Origin of the sequence: Pseudomonas sp. BJP69, from assembly GCF_007633355.1 — a bacterium.
Taxonomy (GTDB): Bacteria; Pseudomonadota; Gammaproteobacteria; order Pseudomonadales; family Pseudomonadaceae; genus Aquipseudomonas; species Aquipseudomonas juntendi.
The window spans coordinates 4,115,062-4,139,455 of the sequence record NZ_CP041933.1 but is presented as its reverse complement, the minus strand read 5'-3'; the positions used below and the strand labels follow the sequence as shown (position 1 = coordinate 4,139,455).

The window sequence follows — 24,394 nt, the reverse complement described above, 5'->3', positions numbered from 1 at the left end:
AGGCCTGTGAGATCGAGCACCGCGCGGCCGGCGCTTGGTTTCACGGGCTTTTTTGATGGCGGGCATGTCGCGACCCAGTGACCTCCCACAAGACGAAGTCTACATCCCTATATATGGGATTATGTTTTACATATTGGAATTTTCCTTCGCCCAAGTTTATAGTCGCCTCACTCACTGCCAAAAACAGAACAGGTGAAGCGATGCAGGCGCAATTGATCGCGCTCGACTGGGGAACCACCTCCCTTCGTGCTTACAAACTCGCCGCGCAAGGCCGGGTGCTGGATGTGCGCACCCTGCCCAGCGGCATCATGCACTTGCCAAAAGCCCCGCGCCTGATCAACGGCCAACTTTGCAATGACGGTTTCGAACTGGCATTCGACGAGGCCTGTGGCGATTGGCTCGACGCCCAGCCCGGGCTGCCCGTGATTGCCTGTGGCATGGTCGGCAGCGCCCAGGGCTGGCGCGAGGCCGCGTACCGCGAAACCCCGGCCAACGTCGCCAGCCTCGGTGGCGCGCTGCAAACTGTCGGCAGCCTTCGCGGCGTCGAGGTGCATATCGTGCCCGGCGTGATCCAGCACGCGCGCCTGCCCAATGTCATGCGGGGTGAAGAGACGCAGGTGCTGGGCGCACTGCTTGGGGTGAATACCGATGACCTGCTCATCGGCCTGCCCGGCAGTCATTCGAAATGGGTAGAGGTTGTCGATGGCTGCATCGTCCACTTCGATACCTTCATGACCGGCGAGATTTTCGCCGTGCTCAGCGCGCACAGCATCCTTGGCCGTACCCAGCAGCGCGGCGCCGCGTTCGATGCGCCAGCCTTCGACTTCGGTGTGCAGGCCGCCTGCTCCGCCGAGGGGGAGATAGGCCCGCTGTCCACCCTGTTCAGCGCCCGTACCCTGGGCCTGACCGGTGAGCTGAGCGCCAGCGCCCAGCCCGATTACTTGTCGGGTCTCCTGATCGGCCATGAACTTTCAGCCCTGGCCAAACTGCAGCGCCAGCGGCGCCACAGTGTGCACCTGCCGGAAATCCTGCTGATCGGCAACGGCCCGCTGTGCGCGCGTTACAGCCGGGCCCTGCAGGCATGCGGCTTCACCCATGTGAGTGTCGCCGAGCAGGCCACCGAGCGCGGTCTTTGGCAACTGGCGCTTGCCGCCGGCCTGGTTCATTCATCCTGAAGGGAGCTCGACATGCTCGAACAAGCATTGGCACACAACGGCCTGATTGCGATTCTGCGCGGTTTGCAACTGCATGAAGCGGCTGCGGTTGGCGAAGTGCTCTACAGCGCCGGCTTTCGCATCATCGAAGTACCGCTCAATTCGCCTGACCCGTTCGCCAGTATCCGCCTGCTGCGTCGCACCCTGCCTGCCGATTGCCTGATCGGTGCAGGTACCGTGCTGACGCCGGCCCAGGTCGCGCAGGTGAAAGAGGCGGGCGGCCAGCTGATCGTCATGCCCCACAGCGACCCAGCTGTACTGCGTGCTGCCAAGGCGGCAGGCCTGTACCTGGCACCGGGCGTCGCCACACCGACCGAAGCCTTTGCCGCCCTGGCGCAAGGGGCCGACGTGCTCAAGCTGTTCCCGGCCGAGCAACTGGGCCCGGCGGTGGTCAAGGCCTGGCTGGCCGTGCTGCCCGCCGGCACCGTGCTGGCGCCGGTCGGCGGCATCACCCCCAGCAACCTGCAGCAGTTCCATGCCGCTGGCGCCCGGGGCTTCGGCCTGGGCTCCGGCCTGTACAAGCCAGGCATGACCCCTGAACAGGTCGAGGCCGCTGCCAAGGCTTACGTGAGCGCCTGGCAGAGCCTGCGCTGAGCCGGCCCTGCACTGCATCCAACAAGAGAGACAAGCAGATGAAAATTACCAAGCTGACCACCTTCATCGTTCCGCCGCGCTGGTGCTTCCTCAAGGTCGAAACCGATCAGGGCGTCACCGGCTGGGGCGAGCCTGTTGTCGAGGGCCGGGCCCACACCGTGGCTGCCGCGGTCGAGGAACTGTCCGATTACCTGATCGGCAAGGACCCGCGCAACATCGAGGATATCTGGACCGTGCTCTACCGCGGCGGCTTCTACCGTGGTGGTGCCATCCACATGAGCGCCCTGGCGGGTATCGACCAGGCGTTGTGGGACATCAAGGGCAAGGCGCTGGGTGTGTCGGTCAGCGACCTGCTCGGCGGCCAGGTGCGCGACAAGATCCGCGTGTATTCGTGGATCGGCGGTGATCGACCCGCTGACACCGCGCAAGCGGCAAAAGAGGCCGTGGCACGTGGTTTCACCGCCGTGAAGATGAACGGCACCGAGGAACTGCAGTTCCTCGACACCTTCGACAAGGTCGACCAGGCGTTGGCCAACGTCGCTGCCGTGCGCGATGCGGTAGGGCCGAACGTGGGCATTGGCGTGGACTTCCATGGCCGCGTGCACAAGCCCATGGCCAAGGTGCTGATGAAGGAACTCGACCCTTACAAGCTGATGTTCATCGAAGAACCGGTGCTCAGTGAAAACTACGAGGCGTTGAAAGAACTGGCGCCGCTGACCAGCACGCCGATTGCCCTGGGTGAGCGGCTGTTCTCGCGCTGGGACTTCAAGCGCGTGCTCAGCGAAGGCTACGTCGACATCATCCAGCCCGATGCGTCGCATGCCGGCGGCATCACCGAAACCCGCAAGATCGCCAACATGGCCGAGGCCTACGACGTCGCCCTGGCGCTGCACTGCCCGCTGGGCCCGATCGCCCTGGCGGCCTGCCTGCAGCTCGACGCTGCCTGCTACAACGCTTTCATCCAGGAGCAGAGCCTGGGCATTCATTACAACGAGAGCAACGACCTGCTCGACTATGTGCGCGACCCCGGCGTGTTCGACTACCAGCAGGGCATGGTCAAGATCCCCAACGGCCCTGGCCTGGGCATCGAGATCAACGAGGAGTACGTGATCGAGCGCGCCGCTGTCGGCCACCGCTGGCGCAACCCGGTGTGGCGCCACGCCGATGGCAGCTTTGCCGAGTGGTGACTGCCTGGCCCCAACTGCGTTGAAACGACCTCAATAACCATAACAAGAGGCACTGCTCATGCACCCGCATACCCTTACCCGGCAGGCGACCCTGTCGGCGCCCAGCCGCAAGCGCTTTTTCATCATGGTGCTGCTGTTCATCACGGTGGTGATCAACTACCTGGACCGCAGCAATCTGTCGATTGCAGCACCGGCCTTGACCAGCGAGTTGGGCATCGACCCGATTCACGTCGGCCTGGTGTTCTCGGCGTTCGGCTGGACCTACGCTGCCATGCAAATCCCAGGCGGCTGGCTGGTCGACCGCGTACCGCCGCGCATTCTGTATACCGTGGCGCTGGTGCTGTGGTCGCTGGCCACGGTGATGCTCGGTTTCGCCGCCAGCTTCATCGCGCTGTTCGTGCTGCGCATGGCGGTCGGCGCCTTGGAGGCGCCGGCCTACCCGATCAACAGCCGCGTGGTCACCACGTGGTTCCCCGAGCGGGAGCGGGCCACGGCCATTGGCTTCTACACCTCCGGGCAGTTCGTCGGCCTGGCATTCCTGACCCCGGTGCTGGCCTGGCTGCAGCATGCGTTCGGCTGGCACATGGTGTTCGTCGCCACGGGTGCGGTGGGCATTCTCTGGGGCGTGATCTGGTACGCGGTGTATCGCGAACCGCGCGATTTCAAGGGTGCCAATGAGGCCGAGATCGAACTGATCCGCGAAGGTGGCGGGTTGGTGGATATCCAGCAGGAGCAGGCCAAGACCAAGGCCAGGTTCAGCTGGGCCGACCTGGGCATCGTGCTGACACAGCGCAAGCTCTGGGGCATTTACCTCGGCCAGTTCTGCCTGAATTCGACACTGTGGTTCTTCCTCACCTGGTTCCCCACCTACCTGGTGAAGTACCGCGGCATGGACTTCATCAAGTCCGGCATGTTGGCCTCGCTGCCGTTTCTCGCCGCCTTTGTCGGGGTGCTGTGCTCGGGCTTTTTCTCCGACTGGCTGATCCGCCGTGGGGCCAGCGTGGGCCTTGCGCGCAGGCTGCCGATCATCAGCGGCCTGTTGATTTCCACCGCCATCATTGGCGCCAACTTCGTCGACTCCACCCCGCTGGTGATTGCCTTCCTGGCGCTGGCGTTCTTCGGTAACGGCCTGGCCTCGATCACCTGGTCGCTGGTTTCGACCCTGGCCCCCGCGCGCCTGCTCGGGCTGACCGGCGGGGTGTTCAACTTCATCGGCAACTTGTCGGCGATCGTCACACCCATCGTGATCGGCTTCCTTGCCAGCGGCGCTTCGTTCGCCCCGGCGATCACTTACATCGCCGCGCTGGCCCTGCTTGGCGCGCTGTCGTACATCCTGCTGGTCGGCAAGGTCGAGCGCATCGAGTTGTAGCCGCGCCCTGCGGGTGAACATAATGTCGCCCGCCCATTCGCACTTCGATAAAGGCCGCACATGCAGGAAGACCCTACCAAAACCGCCCCTACCGGCACCCAGACCCTGCTGCGCGGCCTGGCCGTTGTGCAGGCCGTGGCCGCAGGCGCGCGCGACCTCAAGGACATCGCCCAGCACATCGGCACCACCCGCAGCACCACCCACCGCCTGGTCAGTTGCCTGGTTGACGAGCGCTACCTGCGCGTGGTGCCCCAGGTCGGTTACCTGCTTGGACCCAAGCTGATCGAACTCGGCTTCCAGGCCCGAGAAGAGCTGCCGCTGGTGACCCTTGCCGGGCCGTACCTCGACGAGCTGTCGGCGTTGACCGGCGACACCATCCACCTGGCAATCCGCGAAGGCGATGAGGTGCTGTACCTGCACAAGACCCCGGGGCGCAACGGCCCGGAGATGCGCTCCCGGGTCGGCCACCGCATGCCGCTGGCGCGCACGGGTATCGGCAAGGCGCTGATGCTCGACGACACCCCGGCCGAGTGGCAGAGGTTGTATGAAACCAGCCTGCCGACAGGTGGCAAAAACGCGTTCTGGCCGCACCACGCCGAGCAGACCTGGGCGCAGTTCGAGCAGCGCATGGTCGAGTATGTGAAGGGGGGGTATGCCTTCGACCTGGAGGACAACGAGCCGTCGATCCGCTGCGTGGCTGCGCCGGTACGCGATGCCAGCCGGCGGATCGTGGCGGGAATCAGTGTGGCCAGCACAGTGCCCTATATGCCCGAGGAGAAGATGCGCGAGCTGGTACCGGTGGTCAAAGGCGTGACCGCGCGGCTTTCGGCAGAGCTTGGGCTAAAGCACTAGCCTGAACCGTGTTGGCACTGAACTACGCGCAACAATTGGTGTCTGAGCGCCAACAATGACATGACGTCCATTTCCCCAAGCAAGGAGGCTTCACCATGCAACCCACCCCAGTCACGTCCGCCGGCAAGCTGCTCGGCAGTTTTGGTTATGGCAAGGCGCTGATCGTCAGCTTGATCACCCTCGGCATCATCTGTGTGGGCCTCGCGGCTTTTGTCGGCTACCTCAGCACCATCGTCTCGACGGACGTTAGCGGCCCGGTCGAACTGCAAACACGACGTGGCACCACGCTGCATTTCAGCGGCCCGATACAGATCTTCTACTTCACCATTGGTTTGCTGCTGGCCCTTGGGTTGAGCATGTTCGGCCTGGCCCTTTGGCAGAAGAAGCTGCGCGGCGCCCGTTATGAGGTGTATGAAAAAGGGATCTGCCAGGTGATCGGCAGCGAGCGCGATTACTTGCCGTTCAGCGAGATGGAAGACCTGTACCTGTTCGCCTCTGGTCAGACAGCTGCTGCCGGCCTGGTCAACAACCTGGCGTACCGCCGCAACGACAGCGAAGCGTTCCGGCGCGTCAATGCCCACCTCAAGGGCCTGTACAAGTTCATTGACCTGGTGCGCGAGCTGCACCTGAACGAACGCCTGCCCCAAGCCATGGCCACCCTTTCGCAGGGCGGTACAGTGCAATTCAACTACATCGGCACTGGCCAGGTGTGGGGCAAGCGTGTCAGCGGCAACTTCCTCAATGTCACGACCAAACCTCTCCGGGTCACCCGTGATGCCCTGGAAGTCGAAGGCATCAAGGTGCCCATGACCAGCCTGCGCAGCATCGATCTCAGTGCCTGGAGCGAACTGGTGGTGATCAAGGACGAAAGCGGCAGGACCGTGCTGTCCACCGCGGGGAGCGGCATCATGAGCTTCGACCTGTTCCTCAATACCCTGCATAACCTGCTTGAAGCAAAGCAGGCCTCTGCCACCGCCTGACGCCCTGCCAGGATCCCTCTCAGGAGCGGCCTTGCCGGGCGCCGGACCGGTCGAAAAGGGGCGCAGCGCGCCCCCAGCCCGCCGTTGATAATTTCCGTATTTCCATTATCAAGTCGGTTTTTGATTAATGATTGTTTTTTTGGGAGCTACGGACGCTGAGCCCAGCTGGTGAGTCTTCGGCGACTTTTGCAAAGGATTGGTTTTTTCCTGAATCAATCGATACTCAAACCGATCTCGTCCACGACCACTCAGACTGGCAAGTCCAGTCCCGGCACATGGCAACTGAGTGTGCCGTACCCCTCCTGTCGGCGTGGGCGAGGTCTCTTGTCACTCTGCCTTATCTCGGCAGAATCAAGTGCGCAGCTTATCAGCGCCTATGGCAACCAATGCCTGCTCCAGTTCTGCCGGCTGCAAGTACCGCCGATAATGGGCCGCCAATTCAGCTTCCCATCCAGCCACCTCATCAATGATGGATTCCGCCTGAGCGTGAGACAGGCCATAGTGGCCTACCTGGCTGAGCAGATTGCGCCGCGACAGTTCCTTTCCGAAACTCCCGATGCCCATGGCCAGGCTGGAGGGCGCAGCCCCTTCGGTCGTTGGCAGCACGTCATACATGGGTGACAGCCGCCAACTGCCATTCAAGAAAAGCACAGCTACATTCTTGGGGTGGTCATCATCATTGCCGACCAGAATGTTGAAGCAGATGCGTTTGAAAAGCTCCTGAAGGTCACTGTGAGGCACGCCGCGCCGGCTCATTTCGTCTGCCAGCAAGCCATAGTGCCATTCCTGTGCCCAGCTCATCTGGTTGTTCCAGTCACTGTCGAGTAACGTCAAACCGCTCAACATGGGGACGCGGTAGAAATGTCCGTCGCCAGCTGGCGACCGGTCGAAGCGTTCGACCAGCAATGTGTTGACCCGCCCCCGATGCAACTGCACCTGCGCTACGTTCATGCCCTTGCTCGCTGCGAATGTCATGCATGCATGTTCGAGTGCCGGCACATCGTAGGTATCGTAGCGGTCGCGCGGCTTGGCCAGCAGCAGCCTGTTTTCATTCATCAGCGTGCATTTGGGACGAGCCCCGCCCAGTGACGAGCGCTGCTGCAAGGTTGCTTTGGTGGCTTTATCGGTGTTGTGCGGGAATCCACCCTGCACGCCATCCGCAAATTGTATGAAGGCGTCCAGCTGGGTGATCTTACCCAGGCCGGCCTGGCCGATACCTGTAGGAGGTTTACGGCCGGCGCCAGCCATGAGGTTGCCCGTGCGGTCGTGGTTTGGTGATCTCAAAATGAAGCCAATGGCATCTTGCTGGTCACCATGCTCTCGCGCAACCAAGCGCTCGCCCCAGCCATCAGGGGCCGCGTCCCGGATAAACCCAGGGATACCCCGGTTCTTGGTAATGCGTTCATAAGGTTGCGTTCGAAGCGGGTAGCGCGACGCATCAGGTACCCAACCACCTGCTTCGACATGTGCCGGGTTATAGACGAACTCGCCTACGTTGTTCTCTACGCTCAACCGCCCGATGGTGCGCACTTCCAGCGAGCCTGGCATCTGCATGTAAAGGTAGATGACAGTCATCAGAAATCATCCCCGGTCACGCTCTTGAGGCGTACCCTGTGCTCGGTTGCGAAGGAAGCGGGTGCGGACATCGGCACGTCCTGGAATACCTCGTCCAGCAAGCCCAGGTGCCACAGCGCGATCATGTAGCTGCGCATCTCTACGGTAGGCGTACCTGATTCGATCTTGGCAAGGGTAGTAATGGACAATCCGGATTGGGCTGCCAAGTCTTTTTGGCGAATTTTACGTTCAAGACGCCTTGTTTTCGCCAGAAGCCCTATCTTCATTAGCCTGTCGGCACATGCCAAAGGAAAAACATTCATTTTAAGACCTGCTAAGACAGTGCTTATACGGTTTAAAAACCACTATAGCAGCTCTTATGATTCGAAGAGCGTCCGATTTCGAGGTGGTGAATGAGTAGAGGCTCGCTGATGGCGCGCGGCGTAATCAACCCCCACAGTGTCGGCACATCCATGCCTTGGGCGATACGCAAAACCTGTGGGAGCGGGCGTGCCCGCGAACACCGGCATAGCCGGTGCCATGCAGGCCCGTCATTCCTGGAGTTCTGAAAGACGGACAGCAGTTGCTCAATAGCTGAGATAAATGCATTGTAATGACGAATGTCTTTACAGGGAGGGTCGTCCCATAGCGTCCATCAATATCCGCGTCGATGACGAGCTTAAAGCCCGCGCCTATCAGGAGCTCGAACGGCTTGGCGTAACGCCGTCCGAACTCATGCGTCAGGCCCTGCAGTATGTGGCCGACCGAGGCAAGCTACCTTTTCGACCCGTCCTGATGACTGAGGAAGACGAAGACCTGATTGCGATTGTGAGAGAGCGACTTGCCGCTCCGCAGCGCGTGAGGGTCCAGCTGGATGACCTATAGCCACTTCGATTCATGCGCGTTAGAAGAATGGGAGAAACTGGGTGTCAGGGTTCGCGTAGCACTACTACATTCGCAAAATCTGTAGGAGCGGCGGTGCGGCGATCCGGCTTGTCCCGCGAAGCGGTGCCTGGCACCGGCTTCGCCGGTGTTCGCGGGCAAGCCCGCTCCCACAGGATCCCCGTTTGCTGAAGGCTTTCGTGATACCTGTAGGAGCTAGTCTTGCCATCGATGATTACATTGCAGGATTAGTCAGACTTTGGCGATACGCAATTCCTGTGCGAGCGGGCGTGCCCGCGAAGCAAGCGACGCGGTGTCTGGCACCGCGTCGCCGGTGTTCGCGGGTAAACCCGCTCCCACAAGATCCCCGTTTGCTAAAGGCTTTCGTGATACCTGTAGGAGCTGGTCTTGCCATCGATCATTGCATTGCAGGATAAGTCAGACTTTGGCGATACGCAGTTCCTGTGGGAGCGGGCTTGTCCCGCGAAGCAGGCGACGCGGTGTCTGGCACCGGCTTCGCCGGTGTTCGCGGGCAAGCCCGCTCCCACAGTTCCGTCACAGGTCAGCTACACCCCATGCAACCTGAGAGCCCGCTGAGCACATTCCTTCCAGTTGATCCTGCGTTTCAGCAGCGGCGTTACCTCATCACTTTCAGCCGCCATCACCACCGGCATATCCCGCATCCTCACCCACGGCTCACTCTGCCAATACAGCAACGTCGCCGTCCGCCCTCCAGGCCAGCACATGCGCCCAAGCCGCGGCGTATCTGCTTCCCCATCCACCTGCCCATCCCGCAGCAGCGCCACCACCTCATGGGTCAGCCACCAACGCAGATGGCGGTTCTCCGGAACATGATGATGCGCCAGCAAGGTATAGGCCCCGGACTCGCTGACCAGCGTGGTTTCCTGGTACTGCCCATAGCGCAGCAGCCGCACGGTGCGGTACTGGTCCGGGTCGAGTTTGCGGATGCAGTGTTCGTCGAAAAAGCGAGCGCTTAGCCGGCCGAGTTCGTGGGCGCAGAACCACGCTTGGGATTCGAGCCAGAGAGCGTGGAGTGGGCGGTTGTGGCGGGTGAAGAGGGTGGGGGTATGGAGGTTAGTCATGGCTGGCCTCCGCAGTCTTGGAAGAGTTGAGCAGTTGAGACGTACGTACAGAGAGTACGGCATTGCAAGGCTTGCTAGGCATTTCCTTTACCTCTACGTGATTTCAGCTTTCTTAGGGCTGGGTGTCGGGAGCTAAGAAATCCCACGTAGCGGACCGGACGTATTCCCCTTGCGGGTCTTGTATTAGTCCGCTCCCGACATAACACGTTTTCTGCGCGCAGGATTAGACCACAGGCACAAAAAAGCCGCATCTGTCGGGGCGGATTGACCGCTACGTGAGGCGTTTCTTAGGCGCCGTATGTAGAATAGGTCAAAAACTGCGCTGCGGCCATTGATCCTGATGTAGGATTATTCTGAAATTTGAGATGTATTTGGATTATTCGCTAGGATAGGTTTTGTATGAGTTGGAAATTTTCAGAATGTGCAGGATTTTTTGGTTTACTGCTCTCATGATGCCAGGCTGCAGTGGTGCTCGATCTATTCTATTTAGTGCATGTTCGATCTTAGGCTAAGGAAAGTTGCTTGATCTGAGTGGTTGGTCCCCTGGGTGTATTTGAAGTTGGCTATGAGGAATGATAGTGACTATTTAAATATGGAGTCAATGCGGGGAGGGCGCTGGCAGAACTATTGCATGGGAAATGTATAAAGTTTCTGCCGCGCTACTAATAATGATGGGTTGATCTAGTGTTGTAAATATTCGGATATATTGACTGCGTTAATGATTATGTTTCTCACGCAGTCTTCAGTCTGGTGGATTGCTGATTCGTAAGCCTCGTAATCTATAAGTGTTATCCCTCGTCGCTGCGCTCCATGTGCGATAGCATTTCTGACGTTTACGACTCTTGATAGTAACGACTCATAGGCATTAATAGAGTCAATGTTAAGTCCGGACTTATAGAGGATTTTTTTAAGCACGTGCGGTCTGAGGTTTGATTCCGCATCTGTTATTTTGTCAGGGTCAAGCCTGACTACGGCCTCGTTGAAATCTGTCAAGCTGTCAATAAATTCCGCTCGTCGACAGAGACGGTGTAGGGCCGTATCATCTGGAAGTATCTGTTTAAATATTTTTCCTTTCCTATCTAGCTGGTCGTATGCATCAAATACAGACTGCAACGAAGATGCGCGGATGGGGCTGGTCACATGCTTTCGTTTTAGATTTAAGCTATTAATGCCATCTATATATATAGCGAACGCGCTTTTGCAAAACCCTTCGTAGTTAGAGTATAGGAGAAGGAGAAGAGATTTGTTGAAGCTCTCCTTGTGCTCTTCGCTATCTGAGTTATTATAGAGGGCATTTTTGATTTGAGTGTATTCAGCACGCCTCCAAGCGCTTTCGATTTCAAGCTGAGATGCAATATCTTCAACCTCAAGCTTACGCATCACTCATGCCTTTCAGTATGCTATTCCAAACGAAGTCAATTCTTTCCTTTAGCTGCTTCTTGTAATTTTTTCCTCCCCCAGTAGTAAGCTTTTTGAAGTCCTTGTCTTCTTTTATGTTGTTAAAAACTTGTTTAAGCTTTTGATGGTCAAGTGAGCTTTGGTCGAGAGTGCTTAGTGCTTTCTCCAATCCTAGCGAAACTGCTTCAAAGTGAAGCGATTGGAATCGATCAATCCAATTGCCATTCTCGTTTTTTGGCGAGAAAGCGTAATTTCCCAGGGTCTCTTTTAGAATGGCAAAGACAGTTTTGAACTGAAGTTCTTCTTGCTGGTAATCAAACGACAGCGGCTTTTCAGGGTCTGAGACAGACTCCATGTATTCAGTAAGGAAGTCGCCGATGTCATGTGAATAGTTCTCGATGTCATTCTTGAATGCAAAATAACGGAGAACTAGCTCTTGATCATATTTTTCATTTTTCTTCTCAGTAGATATTGAATCTATGCAGGCCTGATAGGAGTCTAAACTACTGAGTTTTATAATGAAATCGTTGAAAATTGGGGATAGCAATCTGATTGTGCAGTTTCGAAGCTCTTGGTCAGATAAATTCTCACCGCCAGTGTTTAGACGTTTAAACATGTAGTAACGTAAACGCTGGTCGCTTTCCTTGCGAATAACTTCAAGGCGAATAAAATTACGTTTTAATTTTATTTTCAATGAGGAAGGCAGGTCCTCATATGAAAAGCCATTGAGCTCTGCAACTACATCGCAGTCGATCAACTTAAAGTGCCCTGGATTGGCTTCTTCGTTGTTCAAGGCTCCGCGAAAATGTAAATAGCTCGATATGCGCTGGAGCCCATCTATCAATTCGTAAACATTGTCTTCACGTTCGATAACAAAAATTGGAGGGATCGGTAGTTCAAGTAGCAATGACTCGATAAATCGAGATTGATTGCCTTCGCTCCATCTAAAAAGTCGTTGATACTCAGGAGAGATTATCAATTCTCCATTTTCATACATGTCTAAGATTTCGTTAAATGAAACGTCAAGAGATCTAGTTCTGACGTGAGCTATCTTTTCGTCTACAGAAAGGATTAGCTTGCTTCCATCTACTTTCATTTGTCTTTCCTTAAAGTTATCACGCTTTCTGTAGCTTTTTTATTTGCTTTGTATTTTTTTGATTTGCTATTGATTGTTGCTTTATTTCTGGTTGAAATAAAGTCTGTTTTACAATCAAGGCTCCATCCGTTGAATATAAACATTTCGCTAGCGATGATTGGCAAGTCTATGTGAATCTCTTTGTAGTATGAGTCTTGAATTACCATGTGGCATCTTCCTTGAGCTTTTGTAACTCGCGTTATCTCACATATCGACCTGAAAAGCGAGTCAAAATAGCGAATGAAATTTTTTGTATAGTATCCGCTAGAAGCCTTACTCGGATGTTTTCGGATACTATCAAGTGTATCAAGACACGTTTTCCCCCAAGCCGAATTGCTAGTGATACCATCTACTACAGTTGTGGCTCCCATTAATGCTTCGCGAAGTTCACTAAATTTATGCTGGCTGCACGAAAGCACGCTTAGTTCAATTGAGGTTGCGATGGCATAGTCAATGCGGGTGCAATAAGGAGGGGAGGTTATGGTGAGATTGATGCTGCTATCTGCGAGTGGAAGTTTACAGGAATCGCCTGTTACAATAACTGACTTGCTGCTTGAGTTGTGCTCAGGAAATTTATGAGAGGCTAGCGAGCTTCGTATGCTATTGAACTCAAGTTGTATTTGTTGAGCGCTTGGTCTAATACGGTTTTTGAGCTCGGGTTTTTTGATCCAGGTGGGGTTGCTAGTGTGGTATTTTTTTAATAGATTTTTTGTGGTGTTAAAAAGCACTATATAACCAAGGGCTCTTCCCTCAGGTGTAGAGATACTTTTTATCCCCTCTTCAATACCCCTGATATGTTTGGCGCTCGATGGCATAAACCAAGTTAAAAGAGGGTCGTCTGATCTCACATTGGAAGGTAAGGCTGGTGTTGTTAAAATCTGTTCTATACTGCTGTTACAGGCTGCGCGGGCCTGTGCAAATACAGCCATTGCAGGATTTCTATCTACCCCAATCGACTTAACACCCAGTTGGTTGCAGGCATGAGTAGTTGTGCCGCTACCGTTCCATGGGTCTAGAACAATTAAAGCATCTTGATTTAGCTGCTCTTGCTCTTTTTGTATTGCGCTGATCACAAAGTCATCAGAAAAGCCTGCGTAGTACTTGAACAGGCTTTTTGCATGTTTTGTTTGAAGTTTAGGATTAGTAGTTGACATAAAAATAAAGGCGAGTTTCACTCGCCTTGTTTGACCTCATCCTCAATCCCAGCTCAACGCCCCACCAGTCTGATACTCGATCACTCGCGTCTCGAAGAAGTTCTTCTCCTTCTTCAAGTCCATGATCTCGCTCATCCATGGGAACGGGTTGGTAGTCCCTGGGTACTCTTCCTTCAGGCCAATCTGGGTCAGGCGACGGTTTGCGATGAACTTGAGATAGTCCTCCATCATCGCTGCGTTCATGCCCAGTACGCCGCGTGGCATGGTGTCGCGGGCGTATTCGATCTCCAGCTGGGTCCCTTGCAGGATCATCTGGGTCGCTTCTTCCTTCATCGCCGCATCCCACAGGTGCGGGTTCTCGATCTTGATCTGGTTGATCACGTCGATACCGAAGTTCAGGTGCATCGACTCGTCACGCAGGATGTACTGGAACTGCTCGGCAACGCCGGTCATCTTGTTGCGGCGGCCCATGGACAGGATCTGGGTGAAGCCGCAGTAGAAGAAGATGCCTTCCAGTACGCAGTAGTAGGCGATCAGGTTGCGCAGCAGTTCTTTGTCGGTTTCGACGGTACCGGTGTTGAATTCCGGGTCGGAGATGGCGCGGGTGTACTTCAGGCCCCAGGCGGCTTTCTTCGCGACCGAAGGAATCTCGTGGTACATGTTGAAGATCTCGCCTTCATCCATGCCCAGCGACTCGATGCAGTACTGGTAGGCGTGGGTGTGAATCGCCTCTTCGAAGGCCTGGCGCAGGATGTACTGGCGGCACTCCGGGTTGGTGATCAGGCGGTACACGGCCAGGGCCAGGTTGTTGGCAACCAGGGAGTCGGCGGTGGAGAAGAAGCCGAGGTTGCGCATGACGATGCGGCGCTCGTCTTCGGTCAGGCCGTCCATGCTCTTCCACAGGGCGATGTCGGCGGTCATGTTGACCTCTTGCGGCATCCAGTGGTTGGCGCAGCCGTCGAGGTACTTCTGCCAGGCCCAGTCGTACTTGAACGGTACCAGCTGGTTGAGGTCGGCGCGGCAGTTGATCATGCGCTTTTCGTCAACGGCGACGCGGGCCGAGGAGCCTTCCAGCTCGGCCAGGCCTTCGGCGATGTCGAGGGCGTCGAGGGCGGCCTTGGCACGCTTCACCGCGTCGGAGTCGGCGGCGGTGGCGGCACGGGCTTCCAGGGCGGCGGCACCGCCGGCGCTGTCGAGCTTGTCGATACCTGGCTGGCTGGCTTGAGTGCTACTTGGGCCTTTAGTGGTGACTTCGTTTTCGTCCTTGTCGAATTCGTCCCAGCTCAGCATGGTGTTTTGGCTCCGCTTGTGGGTCGCATGGGGGCGACCGTAAAAATTTAAGATGAAGTGATATTGCTAGAGACCACGTAGAAATCGCCTCGGCTCACGAGGAGTCTCTACAAGGTTTCGAATTCTGGTTTGAATGGCCATGAGCTTAGTGATCAGCAATCACAGGCATCGTTGACGCACCGGCCTTGAAAGGCATCCGGAGACAGGGGCCGACCATCGAAAGCGGTCAGGGTTTTGAGCCGCTTTTTGAGGGGCAGTATTGTACAGGAAATCAGCGATTCGGGGGCTTTCATGTCGTGTCTCCGATCTCTTTTGGGGACATGAGATCCGGTAACCTTCGATGAGTATGTCAAGACACCAGAACGGCGAAATTCGCCTATATGGTGTTGTGTCTTGCTCCGAAGCACACGATATAGATTTGAGGGGGATGGGACAAGGGCGAATTTGAAGCTGTGCTTGTCCTGAGTCAAGGGGATGGACCTTAACGCCGCATGGAGCGGAGCTGCAGCGGTCAGGCGTCAGCAAAATGATTGACGAATGGCAATGGAGCAAAGGGGATTTGAGTCAATGAAGCGAGAGGGTACGCAGAGACGAAAGTCAGCTATCGCGCCGGTCCTTTTCAATGTAGGCACAGCACCCACCAGAGTCGCCGCTGAAATTGCTGGAGGCGCTGCGCGCCTCTTTCGCGACACAAGGCCGCTCCTACAGTAATCGTATCAACTTTGGGGTATATGAAATGCTCGCGCAACATCTCAGCCACGTGGGGTCTGGTGTAGTTGCAGGAGTCGGTCGCAGGAGAGGGCGCGCCAGGGCATTTGCCTCAAGCAAATCCGTAAAGCGCTATTTGAGGAAGAGTGAAGAAACAAGCTTTGGCAGTCCAAAAGCAGAAACCGGGAGGATTGCCCTCCCGGCTTTTCTGCATTTACTTCGATTTCTTCACGGTTTCAACCACGTGGGTCTTGGGGTTCTGGCGAGCCTTTTCGACCGTGGTGAAGCGCCCGTTATCCGCATCGCGACCGATTTTCTGGCCGCCGGATGATGTCTTTTTAGACATAGCGTGATTCTCCAATTAGATGAGCATCACTTGACACTAGTCCTGACAGGCACGAAAATCCGCGCTCACTTTAGATCTGTAGGATCTAGCCTCCCTTTGAACGATGCTCTTCGTTCCTGGGAGATTGAAACCCGGTGCAGTTCCCGCTGCATCGGGTTTTTTATTGCCTTTTGAAAGCTTTTATATCCGTTCGAGGCAGGGAAAAGCTGGGTGAGCCTTTCTCCTGCCTCAGCCACGCCTTACTGGCAGGCTTCGCAGTCTGGCTCGTCGATCGCGCAGGCCTTCGGCACTGGCGCTGGGCCTGCTGCCTGAACCGGGGCGCTGTCGCCACCGCTGGAAACGGCGTTGAGCTTGCCGGTGTTGATGGTCGACTTCTCGGTGCTGGTCGCGGCCAGGGCACGGAGGTAGTAGGTGGTTTTCAGGCCACGGTACCAGGCCATGCGGTAGGTCACGTCCAGCTTCTTGCCCGAGGCGCCGGCAATGTACAGGTTCAGCGATTGCGCCTGGTCGATCCACTTCTGACGACGCGAGGCCGCATCGACAATCCACTTGGTTTCGACTTCGAACGCGGTGGCGTACAGGTCTTTGAGCTCTTGCGGAATACGCTCGATCTGCTGCACCGAACCATCGTAGTACTTCAGGTCGTTGATCATGACCGAGTCCCACAGGCCGCGGGCTTTCAGGTCGCGCACCAGGTACGGGTTGATCACGGTGAATTCGCCCGACAGGTTGGATTTCACGTACAGGTTCTGATAAGTCGGCTCGATCGACTGCGACACGCCGGTGATGTTGGCAATGGTTGCAGTTGGCGCGATGGCCATGATGTTCGAGTTACGGATACCTTTCTTGACGCGCTCGCGCACCGGGGCCCAGTCCAGCGACTCTTCCAGGTTGACGTCGATGTACTTGGCACCACGCGCCTCGATCAGGATCTGTTGCGAATCCAGTGGCAGGATGCCCTTGGACCACAGCGAGCCCTGGAAGGTCTCGTAGGCGCCACGCTCGTCGGCCAGGTCGCACGAAGCCTGGATGGCGAAGTAGCTGACCGCCTCCATCGACTTGTCGGCGAACTCGACGGCCGCGTCGGAGCCGTACGGGATGTGCTGCAGGTACAGCGCATCCTGGAAGCCCATGATGCCCAGGCCGACCGGGCGGTGCTTGAAGTTCGAGTTACGCGCTTGCGGCACCGAGTAGTAGTTGATGTCGATCACGTTGTCGAGCATGCGCACGGCGGTGTTCACGGTGCGTTGCAGCTTGGCGGTGTCCAGCTTGCCATCATTGATGTGGTTCGGCAGGTTGATCGAGCCCAGGTTGCAGACCGCGATCTCGTCCTTGTTGGTGTTCAGGGTGATCTCGGTGCACAGGTTCGAGCTGTGGACCACGCCCACGTGCTGCTGCGGCGAACGCAGGTTGCACGGGTCCTTGAAGGTCAGCCATGGGTGGCCGGTCTCGAACAGCATCGACAGCATCTTGCGCCACAGGTCTTTGGCCTGGATGGTCTTGAACACCTTGATCTTGTTGTACTCGGTCAGGGCTTCGTAGTACTCGTAGCGCTCTTCGAAGGCCTTGCCGGTCAGGTCGTGCAGGTCGGGCACTTCCGATGGCGAGAACAGGGTCCACTTGCCGTCATCGAAGACACGCTTCATGAACAGGTCAGGGATCCAGTTGGCGGTGTTCATGTCGTGGGTACGGCGGCGGTCATCACCGGTGTTCTTGCGCAGCTCGATGAACTCTTCGATGTCCAGGTGCCAGGTTTCCAGGTAGGCACACACGGCGCCTTTGCGCTTGCCACCCTGGTTCACGGCAACGGCCGTGTCGTTGACCACTTTCAGGAACGGCACCACGCCCTGGGACTTGCCATTGGTGCCCTTGATGTACGAGCCCAGTGCACGGACCGGGGTCCAGTCGTTGCCCAGGCCACCGGCGAATTTCGACAGCATGGCGTTGTCGTGGATCGCGTGGTAGATGCCCGACAGGTCGTCTGGCACGGTGGTCAGGTAGCAGCTGGACAGCTGCGGGCGCAGGGTACCGGCGTTGAACAGGGTCGGGGTCGAGGCCATGTAGTCGAACGACGACAACAGGTTGTAGAACTCGATCGCACGGGCTTCCTTGTCTTTCTCTTCCAGCGCCAGGCCCATGGCCACACGCATGAAGAACACCTGTGGCAGCTCGAAGCGCACGCCATCCTTGTGGATGAAGTAGCGGTCGTACAGGGTTTGCAGGCCCAGGTAGGTAAACTGCTGGTCGCGCTCGTGGTCGATGGCCTTGCCCAGACGCTCCAGGTCGTAGCCTTTCAGGGCAGGGTCCAGCAGCTCGAATTCGACGCCTTTCTCGACATAGGCCGGCAGCGCCTTGGCGTACAGGTCGGCCATTTCATGGTGGGTGGCGCTTTCGGCGACGTTCAGGAAGCCCAGGCCTTCGGCGCGCAGGGTGTCCATCAGCAGGCGGGCAGTGACGAACGAGTAGTTCGGCTCGCGCTCTACCAGGGTACGGGCAGTCATCACCAGGGCGGTGTTGACGTCCTTGATGGCCACGCCGTCGTAGAGGTTCTTCAGGGTTTCGCGCTGGATCAGGTCGCCATCGACTTCGGCCAGGCCTTCGCAGGCTTCGCTGATGATGGTGTTCAGGCGGGCCATGTCCAGTGGTGCCAGGCTGCCGTCGGCCAGGGTAATGCGGATGCTCGGGTGTGGCTCGACCACGGCGTCGTTGTTGGCGCGGGTCGCACGCTCCTTGGCACGCTGGTCGCGGTAGATCACGTAGTCGCGGGCGACTTTCTGCTCGCCGGCGCGCATCAGGGCCAGCTCGACCTGGTCCTGGATTTCTTCGATGTGGATGGTGCCACCCGATGGCATGCGACGCTTGAACGTGGCGGTAACCTGCTCGGTCAGGCGCGCGACGGTGTCGTGGATGCGCGACGAGGCGGCGGCGGTGCCGCCTTCAACTGCGAGGAACGCCTTGGTGATGGCAACGGTGATCTTGTCGTCGGTGTACGGGACGACAGTGCCGTTACGCTTGATCACGCGCAGTTGGCCAGGGGCGGTAGCAGCCAGATCCTGCTGGGAATCGGCGGCCTGCGGCACCTTGGCCTGCGGGTTCTCGCGAGTTGTGTCGGTTTGCATGGGTGGGTGTCTCCACAGTTTCTATATTGTACAGGCGCCTTTTGAGCGCCCACCGTTCCGTCCACTTGCTCGATAACCTCACGGGGATGCGCACTGCATGCGCACCCGCCCGCGCGGGCGTACCGACTTCGGGACAGACTCAGGAATAAGGGGCAATGGCTTGCCGCTCCCTGGCCGAAGTCAAAGGTTCTGGGCTGGGCCCAAAAACTGTTGCTGATGAGTGCCAGGCTGGCCTGCAACACCCATGCCCGAACAAGGCCCTGGGTGGGCTTGCCTCGGTCGCCTCCGCAGGAGCGGTTTGGCTGCTGAAATCACTTGAAGTTCCACCCCGAAGATCGTTTGATCTAGCGGGTTGACTTTTGTGTGTGATTTTGCACGAACCCCTATATCTAGTGGTTCGCTGCGATCGGGATACAAGATAATGCGGTATTGGGGTGTTTGCAAGGCGAGCGTCTGTGGATAACGTGTGGGTACTTTGTGGGTGAAAGGTGAGTATTCGCTGTAGGCCTTGTGCCAAGTGGTTTGCAGTATTTTTCGGCCGTTCGCCGCCCCGTCGCAGTTTTTGCGGGCGCGCACCCTACCACAAAAAACGCTCGAGCCAAGGGGGGCAGGTGCGTGGCTGTAGCGGGTTGCTGCCTGTCAGATCGAGCACCGCGCGGGCCACGCTCGATTTCATGGACAGCAAAGATCTACAGTCATACGCTCAAAGGCCAAGATTGCGATCCAGAGAATAAAAAGGCCAAAGCCATGGACCAGACCCAACCCCGCATTCTGATCGTCGAGGACGACCCGCGCCTGGCCGAGCTGACCGCCGAGTACCTGCAGGCCAACGGCTTCGAGGTCGCGGTCGAGGGCGATGGCGCGCGTGCCGTGCGTCGGATCGTCGACAGCCAACCTGATCTGGTCATTCTCGACCTGATGCTGCCGGGCGAGGACGGCTTGAGCATCTGCCGCCGGGCGCGCAACCAGTACCCTGGGCCGATCCTGATGCTCACCGCACGCAGCGACGAACTCGACCAGATCCACGGGTTGGACCTGGGCGCCGACGACTATGTCTGCAAACCGGTGCGCCCGCGCCTGCTGTTGGCGCGTATCCAGGCCTTGCTGCGCCGTAGCGAAGCCCTGGACAGCAAGCGCCAGGACCTGGCGTTCGGTGCCCTGCACATCGACAACCGGCTGCGCGAGGCGCGCCTCGGTGAGCAACTGATCGAACTGACCGGCGCCGAATTCGACTTGCTCTGGCTGCTGGCCAGCAATGCCGGGCGGGTGCTTAGCCGCGAACAGATCTTCACTGCGCTGCGTGGTGTTGGCTACGACGGCCAGGACCGTTCCATCGACATCCGCATTTCCAGGATCCGCCCCAAGATCGGCGATGACCCGCTGCAGCCGCGGCTGATCAAGACCCTGCGCAGCAAGGGCTACCTGTTCGTCGGCGAGGCACCATGAACAATTCGATTTTCCTGCGCATCTATGGCGGCATGCTGGCGGTGCTGGTACTGGTGGCGCTGCTGGGCGTGCTCAGCCTGCACCTGGTCAACGAGGTGCGCGCCGCCCAGCACCGTGAGAGCCTGGCGCAAGGCACCTTCAGCCTGATGGCGGACAACCTGGCGGTGCAGAACGCAACCGAACGCAAGCGCTCGCTGTTGATCTGGGAGCGCCTGCTCGGCGTGCCACTGGCGCTGCAGCCGATGAGCGCCCGCCGGCTTGATGGCACCCAGCGTGCGCGCCTGGCCCGTGGCCTGGTGGTGGTGGAAAAAACCGGCCCGCATGCGGCACAGGTGCTGCGCAAGGTTGGCCAGGAAGACCTGATGCTGGTGGCGCAGATCAACCAGATCAGCGAGCAGCTGGCACGCGCGACACTTTATCTGCTGGCCGATGAGCTGGTGCGCTACCCGGTCACCGAACAACAGCAGCGCCTGGCCCGGTTGACGCAGGAAAAAGGCTTCGGCTTCGGCGTTGCATTGCAACGGATCGAGCGCGTCAGCCTGGACGATGACCAGAGGCACAGGGTCGAGGAGGGCGACACGGTGATGGCGCTGGGCAAGGATGGCGATTCGATCCGGGTGTTCGCCGGGTTGACCGGCTCGCCCTGGGTGCTGGAGATCGGCCCGCTGTACCAGCTCAACCCGTATCCGCCGCAGTTGCTGGTCCTGATCGCGTTTCTGGGCCTGTGCCTGATCGGTCTGGTGGTCTACTTGCTGGTCCGCCAGCTGGAGCGCCGCGTGTCGGGCCTGGAAGTTGCCGCCACACGCATCGCCCAAGGCAGCCTGGACACACGCGTACCGGCTGGCGACACCGACTCGGTAGGGCGCCTGGCCGCAGCATTCAATGGCATGGCCGAGCACTTGCAGCGTTCGCTGACCATGCAGCGTGAGCTGGTGCGCGCGGTATCCCACGAGTTGCGCACGCCGGTGGCGCGCCTGCGCTTTGGCCTGGAGATGATCGAAAGTGCCAGCACCGAGCAGGCGCGCGCCAAGCACCTGGCTGGCATGGACGGCGACATCCAGGACCTCGACAAGCTGGTCGACGAAATGCTCACTTACGCGCGCCTGGAGCAAGGCGCGCCGGCCTTGCAGTTCCAGCGGATCGACATCGATGCCTTGCTCGACCGGGTGATCGACGAGCTGGCGCCGCTGTGTGCCGATGTGCGCGTCGAGCGGGGTGAGTGCCAGGGGGCCGATGCCGACGGCGCCTGGGTCGAGGCGGAGCCGCGCTACCTGCACCGGGCGCTGCAGAACCTGGTCGGCAATGCCATGCGCCACGCCGAGTCGCAGGTACGCCTGAGCTACCAGCTGGGGCAGCAACGCTGCCGCATCGATGTGGAAGACGATGGCCCAGGCATCCCGGAGGGGGTATGGGACCGCATTTTCACGCCGTTCACCCGCCTGGACGACAGCCGCACCCGCGCCTCGGGCGGGCATGGCCTGGGCCTTTCGATTGTACGGCGGATCATCTACTGGCATGCCGGGCGAGCCACGGTAGGGCGCAGTGCGGCGTTGGGGGGCGCCTGCTTCAGCCTGAACTGGCCGCGCCAGCAGGCACCGCTGTAGGCGTCAGACGCTCACCAGGCTAAGCAGATGGCCGTTTTGCAGGCTGAACTGGCCGTGCAGCTCTGCCCCGCGTTGCCACTGTGGCGACAGGTCGGTGAGCAGGCGCAGGCGCGCCAGCCCCTCGCCAGACCAGTCGAGCACTTCGGCGTGCTCGAAGTAGAAACGCTGGCGGGTCAGGGGGTAGAGGGTCTTGAACAGGCTTTCCTTCAGCGAGAAGGTCAGGGTGACCGTCAGCCCAAGCTGAGCGCGGTCCAGGCGCTCCAGCTCGGCCGGGGTGAGAATTTCGCCCATCAAGCGCTCGGCGCGTTCGTCATCGAGCAGGGCTTCCTGATCCAGGCCCAGGCCCTGGCAGCTGTGGGCGGCAGCGACCACCGCGGCGGCCCAGCCTTGGCCATGGGTGATCGAGCCATGAATGCCGGCGGGCCAGATGGGCGAGCGGTCGTCATGGGTGCCAGGCACATAATAGCGACCGTCCAGGCGCTGCAGCGCGGCCCGTGCGCAGGCACGGCCGGCCAGGTACTCGGCCTGGCGCTTGGGCACCGAGCGCAGCAGGCTGGCGCTTGGCACTACCCCCGCGCGCTGGAAGTCGTCGGCCCCTAGCTGGGCGGGGTCGAAGGCGCAACTGACCAGCACCGCACCGGGTAATGGGCGGGGCAGGGGCCAGTGGTACTGAAGTGGGGCGCAGCAGGCGGGGAGCGTGTTCATGGCGGCTATTGTGCCAGCCGCGGCGACGGTGTGGGAGATGCAATAGCCGAGGCTGCCGTGCAGCCCATCGCCGGCAAGCCTGCAGGCCCGAAGATCTATGCAGTGCCTGTGGAAGCTGGCTTGCCGACAATGGGCCGCAAAGCGGGCCGTACAATCGCTATTTGAATACCTTCTTGAAAAACGCCTGCATATCCGCCCAGGAGCTTTCATCCGCGGCCTTGTTATAACCAATGTCCGGCCCGCCATGCTCGCCATGGCTCAAGCGGTCTGCATCCGGGTTGGTGAAGCCGTGCTTGGCCCCTTCGATGCTGACGAACTGATAGTTCACCTTGGCCGCCTCCATCTCGGCCTTGAAGTCCTTGACCTGTTGCGGTGTGACCATGCTATCGGCCGCGCCGTGCTCGACCAGGATATCCGCGCGTACCACGCCCGGTTTGGCCGGGGTAGCGGTAGCCAGTGCGCCGTGGAAGCTCACTACGCCGTCGAGTTTCTCCCCACGGCGTGCAGCATCCAGCACCACCTTGCCGCCGAAGCAGTAGCCGACCGCACCCAGCTCGTGCTTGTTGGTGTTCGGTTGCAGTTTCAGCAGCTCAAGGCCCGCATCGAAGCGCCTGGCTGCAGCGGCAGGGTCTTTCAGTGCGGCCGCCATGAACGCCTGGGCATCCTGCGGGTGCTCGGTGTGCTTGCCATCGCCATACATGTCGATGGCCAGGGCGTTATAGCCCAGCGCTGCCAGGTCACGGGCGCGGCGCTTGGCATAATCGTTCAGCCCCCACCATTCATGCACCACGACAATGCCGGGGCGCTTGCCCTCGACGGCGTCGTCGTATGCGTAGTAGCCGACCAGCCGGTTGCCGTCGGCGTCCTGGTAAGGAATTTCGCGGGTTTGTACCGCCGCTTGGGCAAGGGCAGCGCTGCACATCAGGGTCAGAGCCAGCAGGACACGCATGGGTACTACTCCTTGTTCGGCAATCGGGTCGTTCAGCCGAGGTTCAGTCAGGGTTCAGTCGCGGTTCAGGGTGCCCTGCTTACTCTAGCTTCCAGACCGAAACAACGCACCCAACTGGAGTAACCTGCCATGAAAACCTTCAATACCCTGCTTGCCGCCATGGCCGTCTGCGCCGCTGGCGTCACCACCGCTCAGGCTGCCGATGACAACTTCGCCAGCCTCACCTACGGCCAGACCAGCGACAAGGTTCGCAAGTCCGGCCTGTTGCAGCGCAACACCGACAACCTCAACACCGACGGCATCATCGGCAAGGATGACACCTGGGGTGTGCGTGTGGGCAAGATCAACGACCAAGGCCGTTACTACATGACCTATGACAACGTCTCGGGCGACCACAGCGGCCTGAAACTGCGTCAGGAAAACCTGCTGGGCAGTTATGACCTGTTCCTGCCGGTGGGCGATACCACCAAACTGTTTGGCGGTGGCAGCCTGGGCATGACCAAGCTCACCCAGGACTCGCCAGGCGCCCGCCGCGATACCGACTACGGTTATGCCTACGGGCTGCAGGCCGGTGTGATCCAGGACATCACCGACAAGGCTTCGGTCGAGCTGGGCTACCGCTATCTGCGCACCAATGCGGCAACCGAGGTCGGCGCGCATGGCGGGCCGAAGGATGGCACCCTGCGCCTGAGCAGCAGTGCGCAGACTTACCTGGCGGCCTCCTACAAGTTCTGACGGCCTGCCGGGTTATCCTGTACCGGCCTCTTCGCGGCTAAAGCCGCTGCCACAGGGATCGCACAGTCCA

21 protein-coding genes are annotated in these 24,394 nt (G+C 58.8%); 10 read left to right on the top strand and 11 right to left on the bottom strand.

Annotated elements, in window-relative coordinates:
- Positions 1-200 precede the first annotated feature (200 nt).
- The 6 genes from FPB55_RS19350 (at position 201) to FPB55_RS19325 (ending at position 6,196) form a co-directional block, all read left to right on the top strand.
- Positions 201-1,175 carry a 2-dehydro-3-deoxygalactonokinase gene (locus FPB55_RS19350; RefSeq protein ID WP_144189086.1) on the top strand — a complete coding sequence of 325 codons (975 nt, stop codon included), beginning with the start codon at positions 201-203 and terminating at the stop codon, positions 1,173-1,175.
- Positions 1,176-1,187: 12 nt separating this feature from the next.
- Positions 1,188-1,808, top strand: coding sequence for a 2-dehydro-3-deoxy-6-phosphogalactonate aldolase (locus tag FPB55_RS19345; protein WP_144189084.1), 621 nt, complete (start codon positions 1,188-1,190; stop codon positions 1,806-1,808).
- 38 nt (positions 1,809-1,846) lie between these two features.
- Entirely contained in the window at positions 1,847-2,995 is a 1,149-nt protein-coding gene (dgoD, locus tag FPB55_RS19340; protein ID WP_110679749.1) for a galactonate dehydratase, read from the top strand.
- Positions 2,996-3,053: 58 nt separating this feature from the next.
- Positions 3,054-4,364, top strand: a complete 1,311-nt coding sequence (locus tag FPB55_RS19335; RefSeq protein WP_144189082.1) for an MFS transporter — start codon at positions 3,054-3,056, stop codon at positions 4,362-4,364.
- 60 nt (positions 4,365-4,424) lie between these two features.
- Positions 4,425-5,216 carry an IclR family transcriptional regulator gene (locus FPB55_RS19330; protein ID WP_144189080.1) on the top strand — a complete coding sequence of 264 codons (792 nt, stop codon included), beginning with the start codon at positions 4,425-4,427 and terminating at the stop codon, positions 5,214-5,216.
- 95 nt (positions 5,217-5,311) lie between these two features.
- Positions 5,312-6,196 (top strand): hypothetical protein, encoded by an 885-nt coding sequence (locus FPB55_RS19325; protein ID WP_144189078.1) that lies wholly within the window; start codon positions 5,312-5,314, stop codon positions 6,194-6,196.
- A 351-nt stretch (positions 6,197-6,547) separates the two neighbouring features.
- Here the strand turns inward: FPB55_RS19325 and FPB55_RS19320 are convergent, their stop codons facing one another.
- Together FPB55_RS19320 and FPB55_RS19315 are read right to left on the bottom strand one after the other, a co-directional pair.
- On the bottom strand, positions 6,548-7,771 hold the full coding sequence (locus FPB55_RS19320; RefSeq protein ID WP_144189076.1) for a type II toxin-antitoxin system HipA family toxin: 1,224 nt from the start codon (positions 7,769-7,771) through the stop codon (positions 6,548-6,550).
- Positions 7,771-8,073, bottom strand: a complete 303-nt coding sequence (locus FPB55_RS19315; protein ID WP_144189074.1) for a helix-turn-helix domain-containing protein — start codon at positions 8,071-8,073, stop codon at positions 7,771-7,773. Before FPB55_RS19315 ends, FPB55_RS19320 begins: the two co-directional genes overlap by 1 nt.
- Before the next feature lie 322 nt (positions 8,074-8,395).
- Here FPB55_RS19315 and FPB55_RS19310 point away from each other — a divergent pair, with 322 nt between their 5' ends.
- A complete protein-coding gene (locus tag FPB55_RS19310; protein ID WP_144189670.1) occupies positions 8,396-8,635 on the top strand; it encodes a type II toxin-antitoxin system RelB/DinJ family antitoxin in 240 nt (79 codons plus the stop codon).
- A 563-nt stretch (positions 8,636-9,198) separates the two neighbouring features.
- On the opposite strand, the gene FPB55_RS19300 is transcribed toward FPB55_RS19310, so the two are convergent.
- The 7 genes from FPB55_RS19300 to FPB55_RS19275 all read right to left on the bottom strand — a co-directional run bounded on the left by FPB55_RS19300 (position 9,199) and on the right by FPB55_RS19275 (position 18,885).
- The gene (locus FPB55_RS19300; protein ID WP_144189072.1) at positions 9,199-9,735 is read right to left on the bottom strand and encodes a Bro-N domain-containing protein; all 537 of its coding nucleotides are present in this window, start codon (positions 9,733-9,735) and stop codon (positions 9,199-9,201) included.
- Positions 9,736-10,416: 681 nt separating this feature from the next.
- Complete coding sequence (locus tag FPB55_RS19295; RefSeq protein ID WP_144189070.1) at positions 10,417-11,115, bottom strand: MAE_28990/MAE_18760 family HEPN-like nuclease; 699 nt, start codon at positions 11,113-11,115, stop codon at positions 10,417-10,419.
- Positions 11,108-12,229 (bottom strand): DUF262 domain-containing protein, encoded by a 1,122-nt coding sequence (locus tag FPB55_RS19290; RefSeq protein WP_144189068.1) that lies wholly within the window; start codon positions 12,227-12,229, stop codon positions 11,108-11,110. Before FPB55_RS19290 ends, FPB55_RS19295 begins: the two co-directional genes overlap by 8 nt.
- Complete coding sequence (locus FPB55_RS19285) at positions 12,226-13,443, bottom strand: DNA methyltransferase (protein ID WP_144189066.1); 1,218 nt, start codon at positions 13,441-13,443, stop codon at positions 12,226-12,228. Before FPB55_RS19285 ends, FPB55_RS19290 begins: the two co-directional genes overlap by 4 nt.
- A 21-nt stretch (positions 13,444-13,464) precedes the next feature.
- The gene (locus tag FPB55_RS19280) at positions 13,465-14,712 is read right to left on the bottom strand and encodes a ribonucleotide-diphosphate reductase subunit beta (protein ID WP_144189064.1); all 1,248 of its coding nucleotides are present in this window, start codon (positions 14,710-14,712) and stop codon (positions 13,465-13,467) included.
- 922 nt (positions 14,713-15,634) lie between these two features.
- Entirely contained in the window at positions 15,635-15,766 is a 132-nt protein-coding gene (locus FPB55_RS26870) for a hypothetical protein (protein ID WP_275113700.1), read from the bottom strand.
- Between the two features lie 239 nt (positions 15,767-16,005).
- The gene (locus FPB55_RS19275) at positions 16,006-18,885 is read right to left on the bottom strand and encodes a ribonucleoside-diphosphate reductase subunit alpha (protein ID WP_029885548.1); all 2,880 of its coding nucleotides are present in this window, start codon (positions 18,883-18,885) and stop codon (positions 16,006-16,008) included.
- Positions 18,886-19,632: 747 nt separating this feature from the next.
- Here FPB55_RS19275 and FPB55_RS19265 point away from each other — a divergent pair.
- Complete coding sequence (locus tag FPB55_RS19265; protein WP_009682568.1) at positions 19,633-20,331, top strand: response regulator; 699 nt, start codon at positions 19,633-19,635, stop codon at positions 20,329-20,331.
- Positions 20,328-21,935: an ATP-binding protein gene (locus tag FPB55_RS19260; protein ID WP_144189060.1), complete on the top strand. Its 1,608-nt coding sequence runs from the start codon at positions 20,328-20,330 to the stop codon at positions 21,933-21,935. Before FPB55_RS19265 ends, FPB55_RS19260 begins: the two co-directional genes overlap by 4 nt.
- Before the next feature lie 3 nt (positions 21,936-21,938).
- Here FPB55_RS19260 and FPB55_RS19255 read toward each other — a convergent pair whose 3' ends face one another.
- Positions 21,939-22,640, bottom strand: coding sequence for a 4'-phosphopantetheinyl transferase superfamily protein (locus tag FPB55_RS19255; RefSeq protein WP_144189058.1), 702 nt, complete (start codon positions 22,638-22,640; stop codon positions 21,939-21,941).
- Between the two features lie 157 nt (positions 22,641-22,797).
- Entirely contained in the window at positions 22,798-23,589 is a 792-nt protein-coding gene (locus FPB55_RS19250; protein WP_144189056.1) for a dienelactone hydrolase family protein, read from the bottom strand.
- Positions 23,590-23,718: 129 nt separating this feature from the next.
- On the opposite strand from FPB55_RS19250, the gene FPB55_RS19245 reads away from it, so the two are divergent.
- Positions 23,719-24,324, top strand: a complete 606-nt coding sequence (locus FPB55_RS19245; protein WP_144189054.1) for an outer membrane beta-barrel protein — start codon at positions 23,719-23,721, stop codon at positions 24,322-24,324.
- The last annotated feature ends 70 nt before the right edge of the window (positions 24,325-24,394 follow it).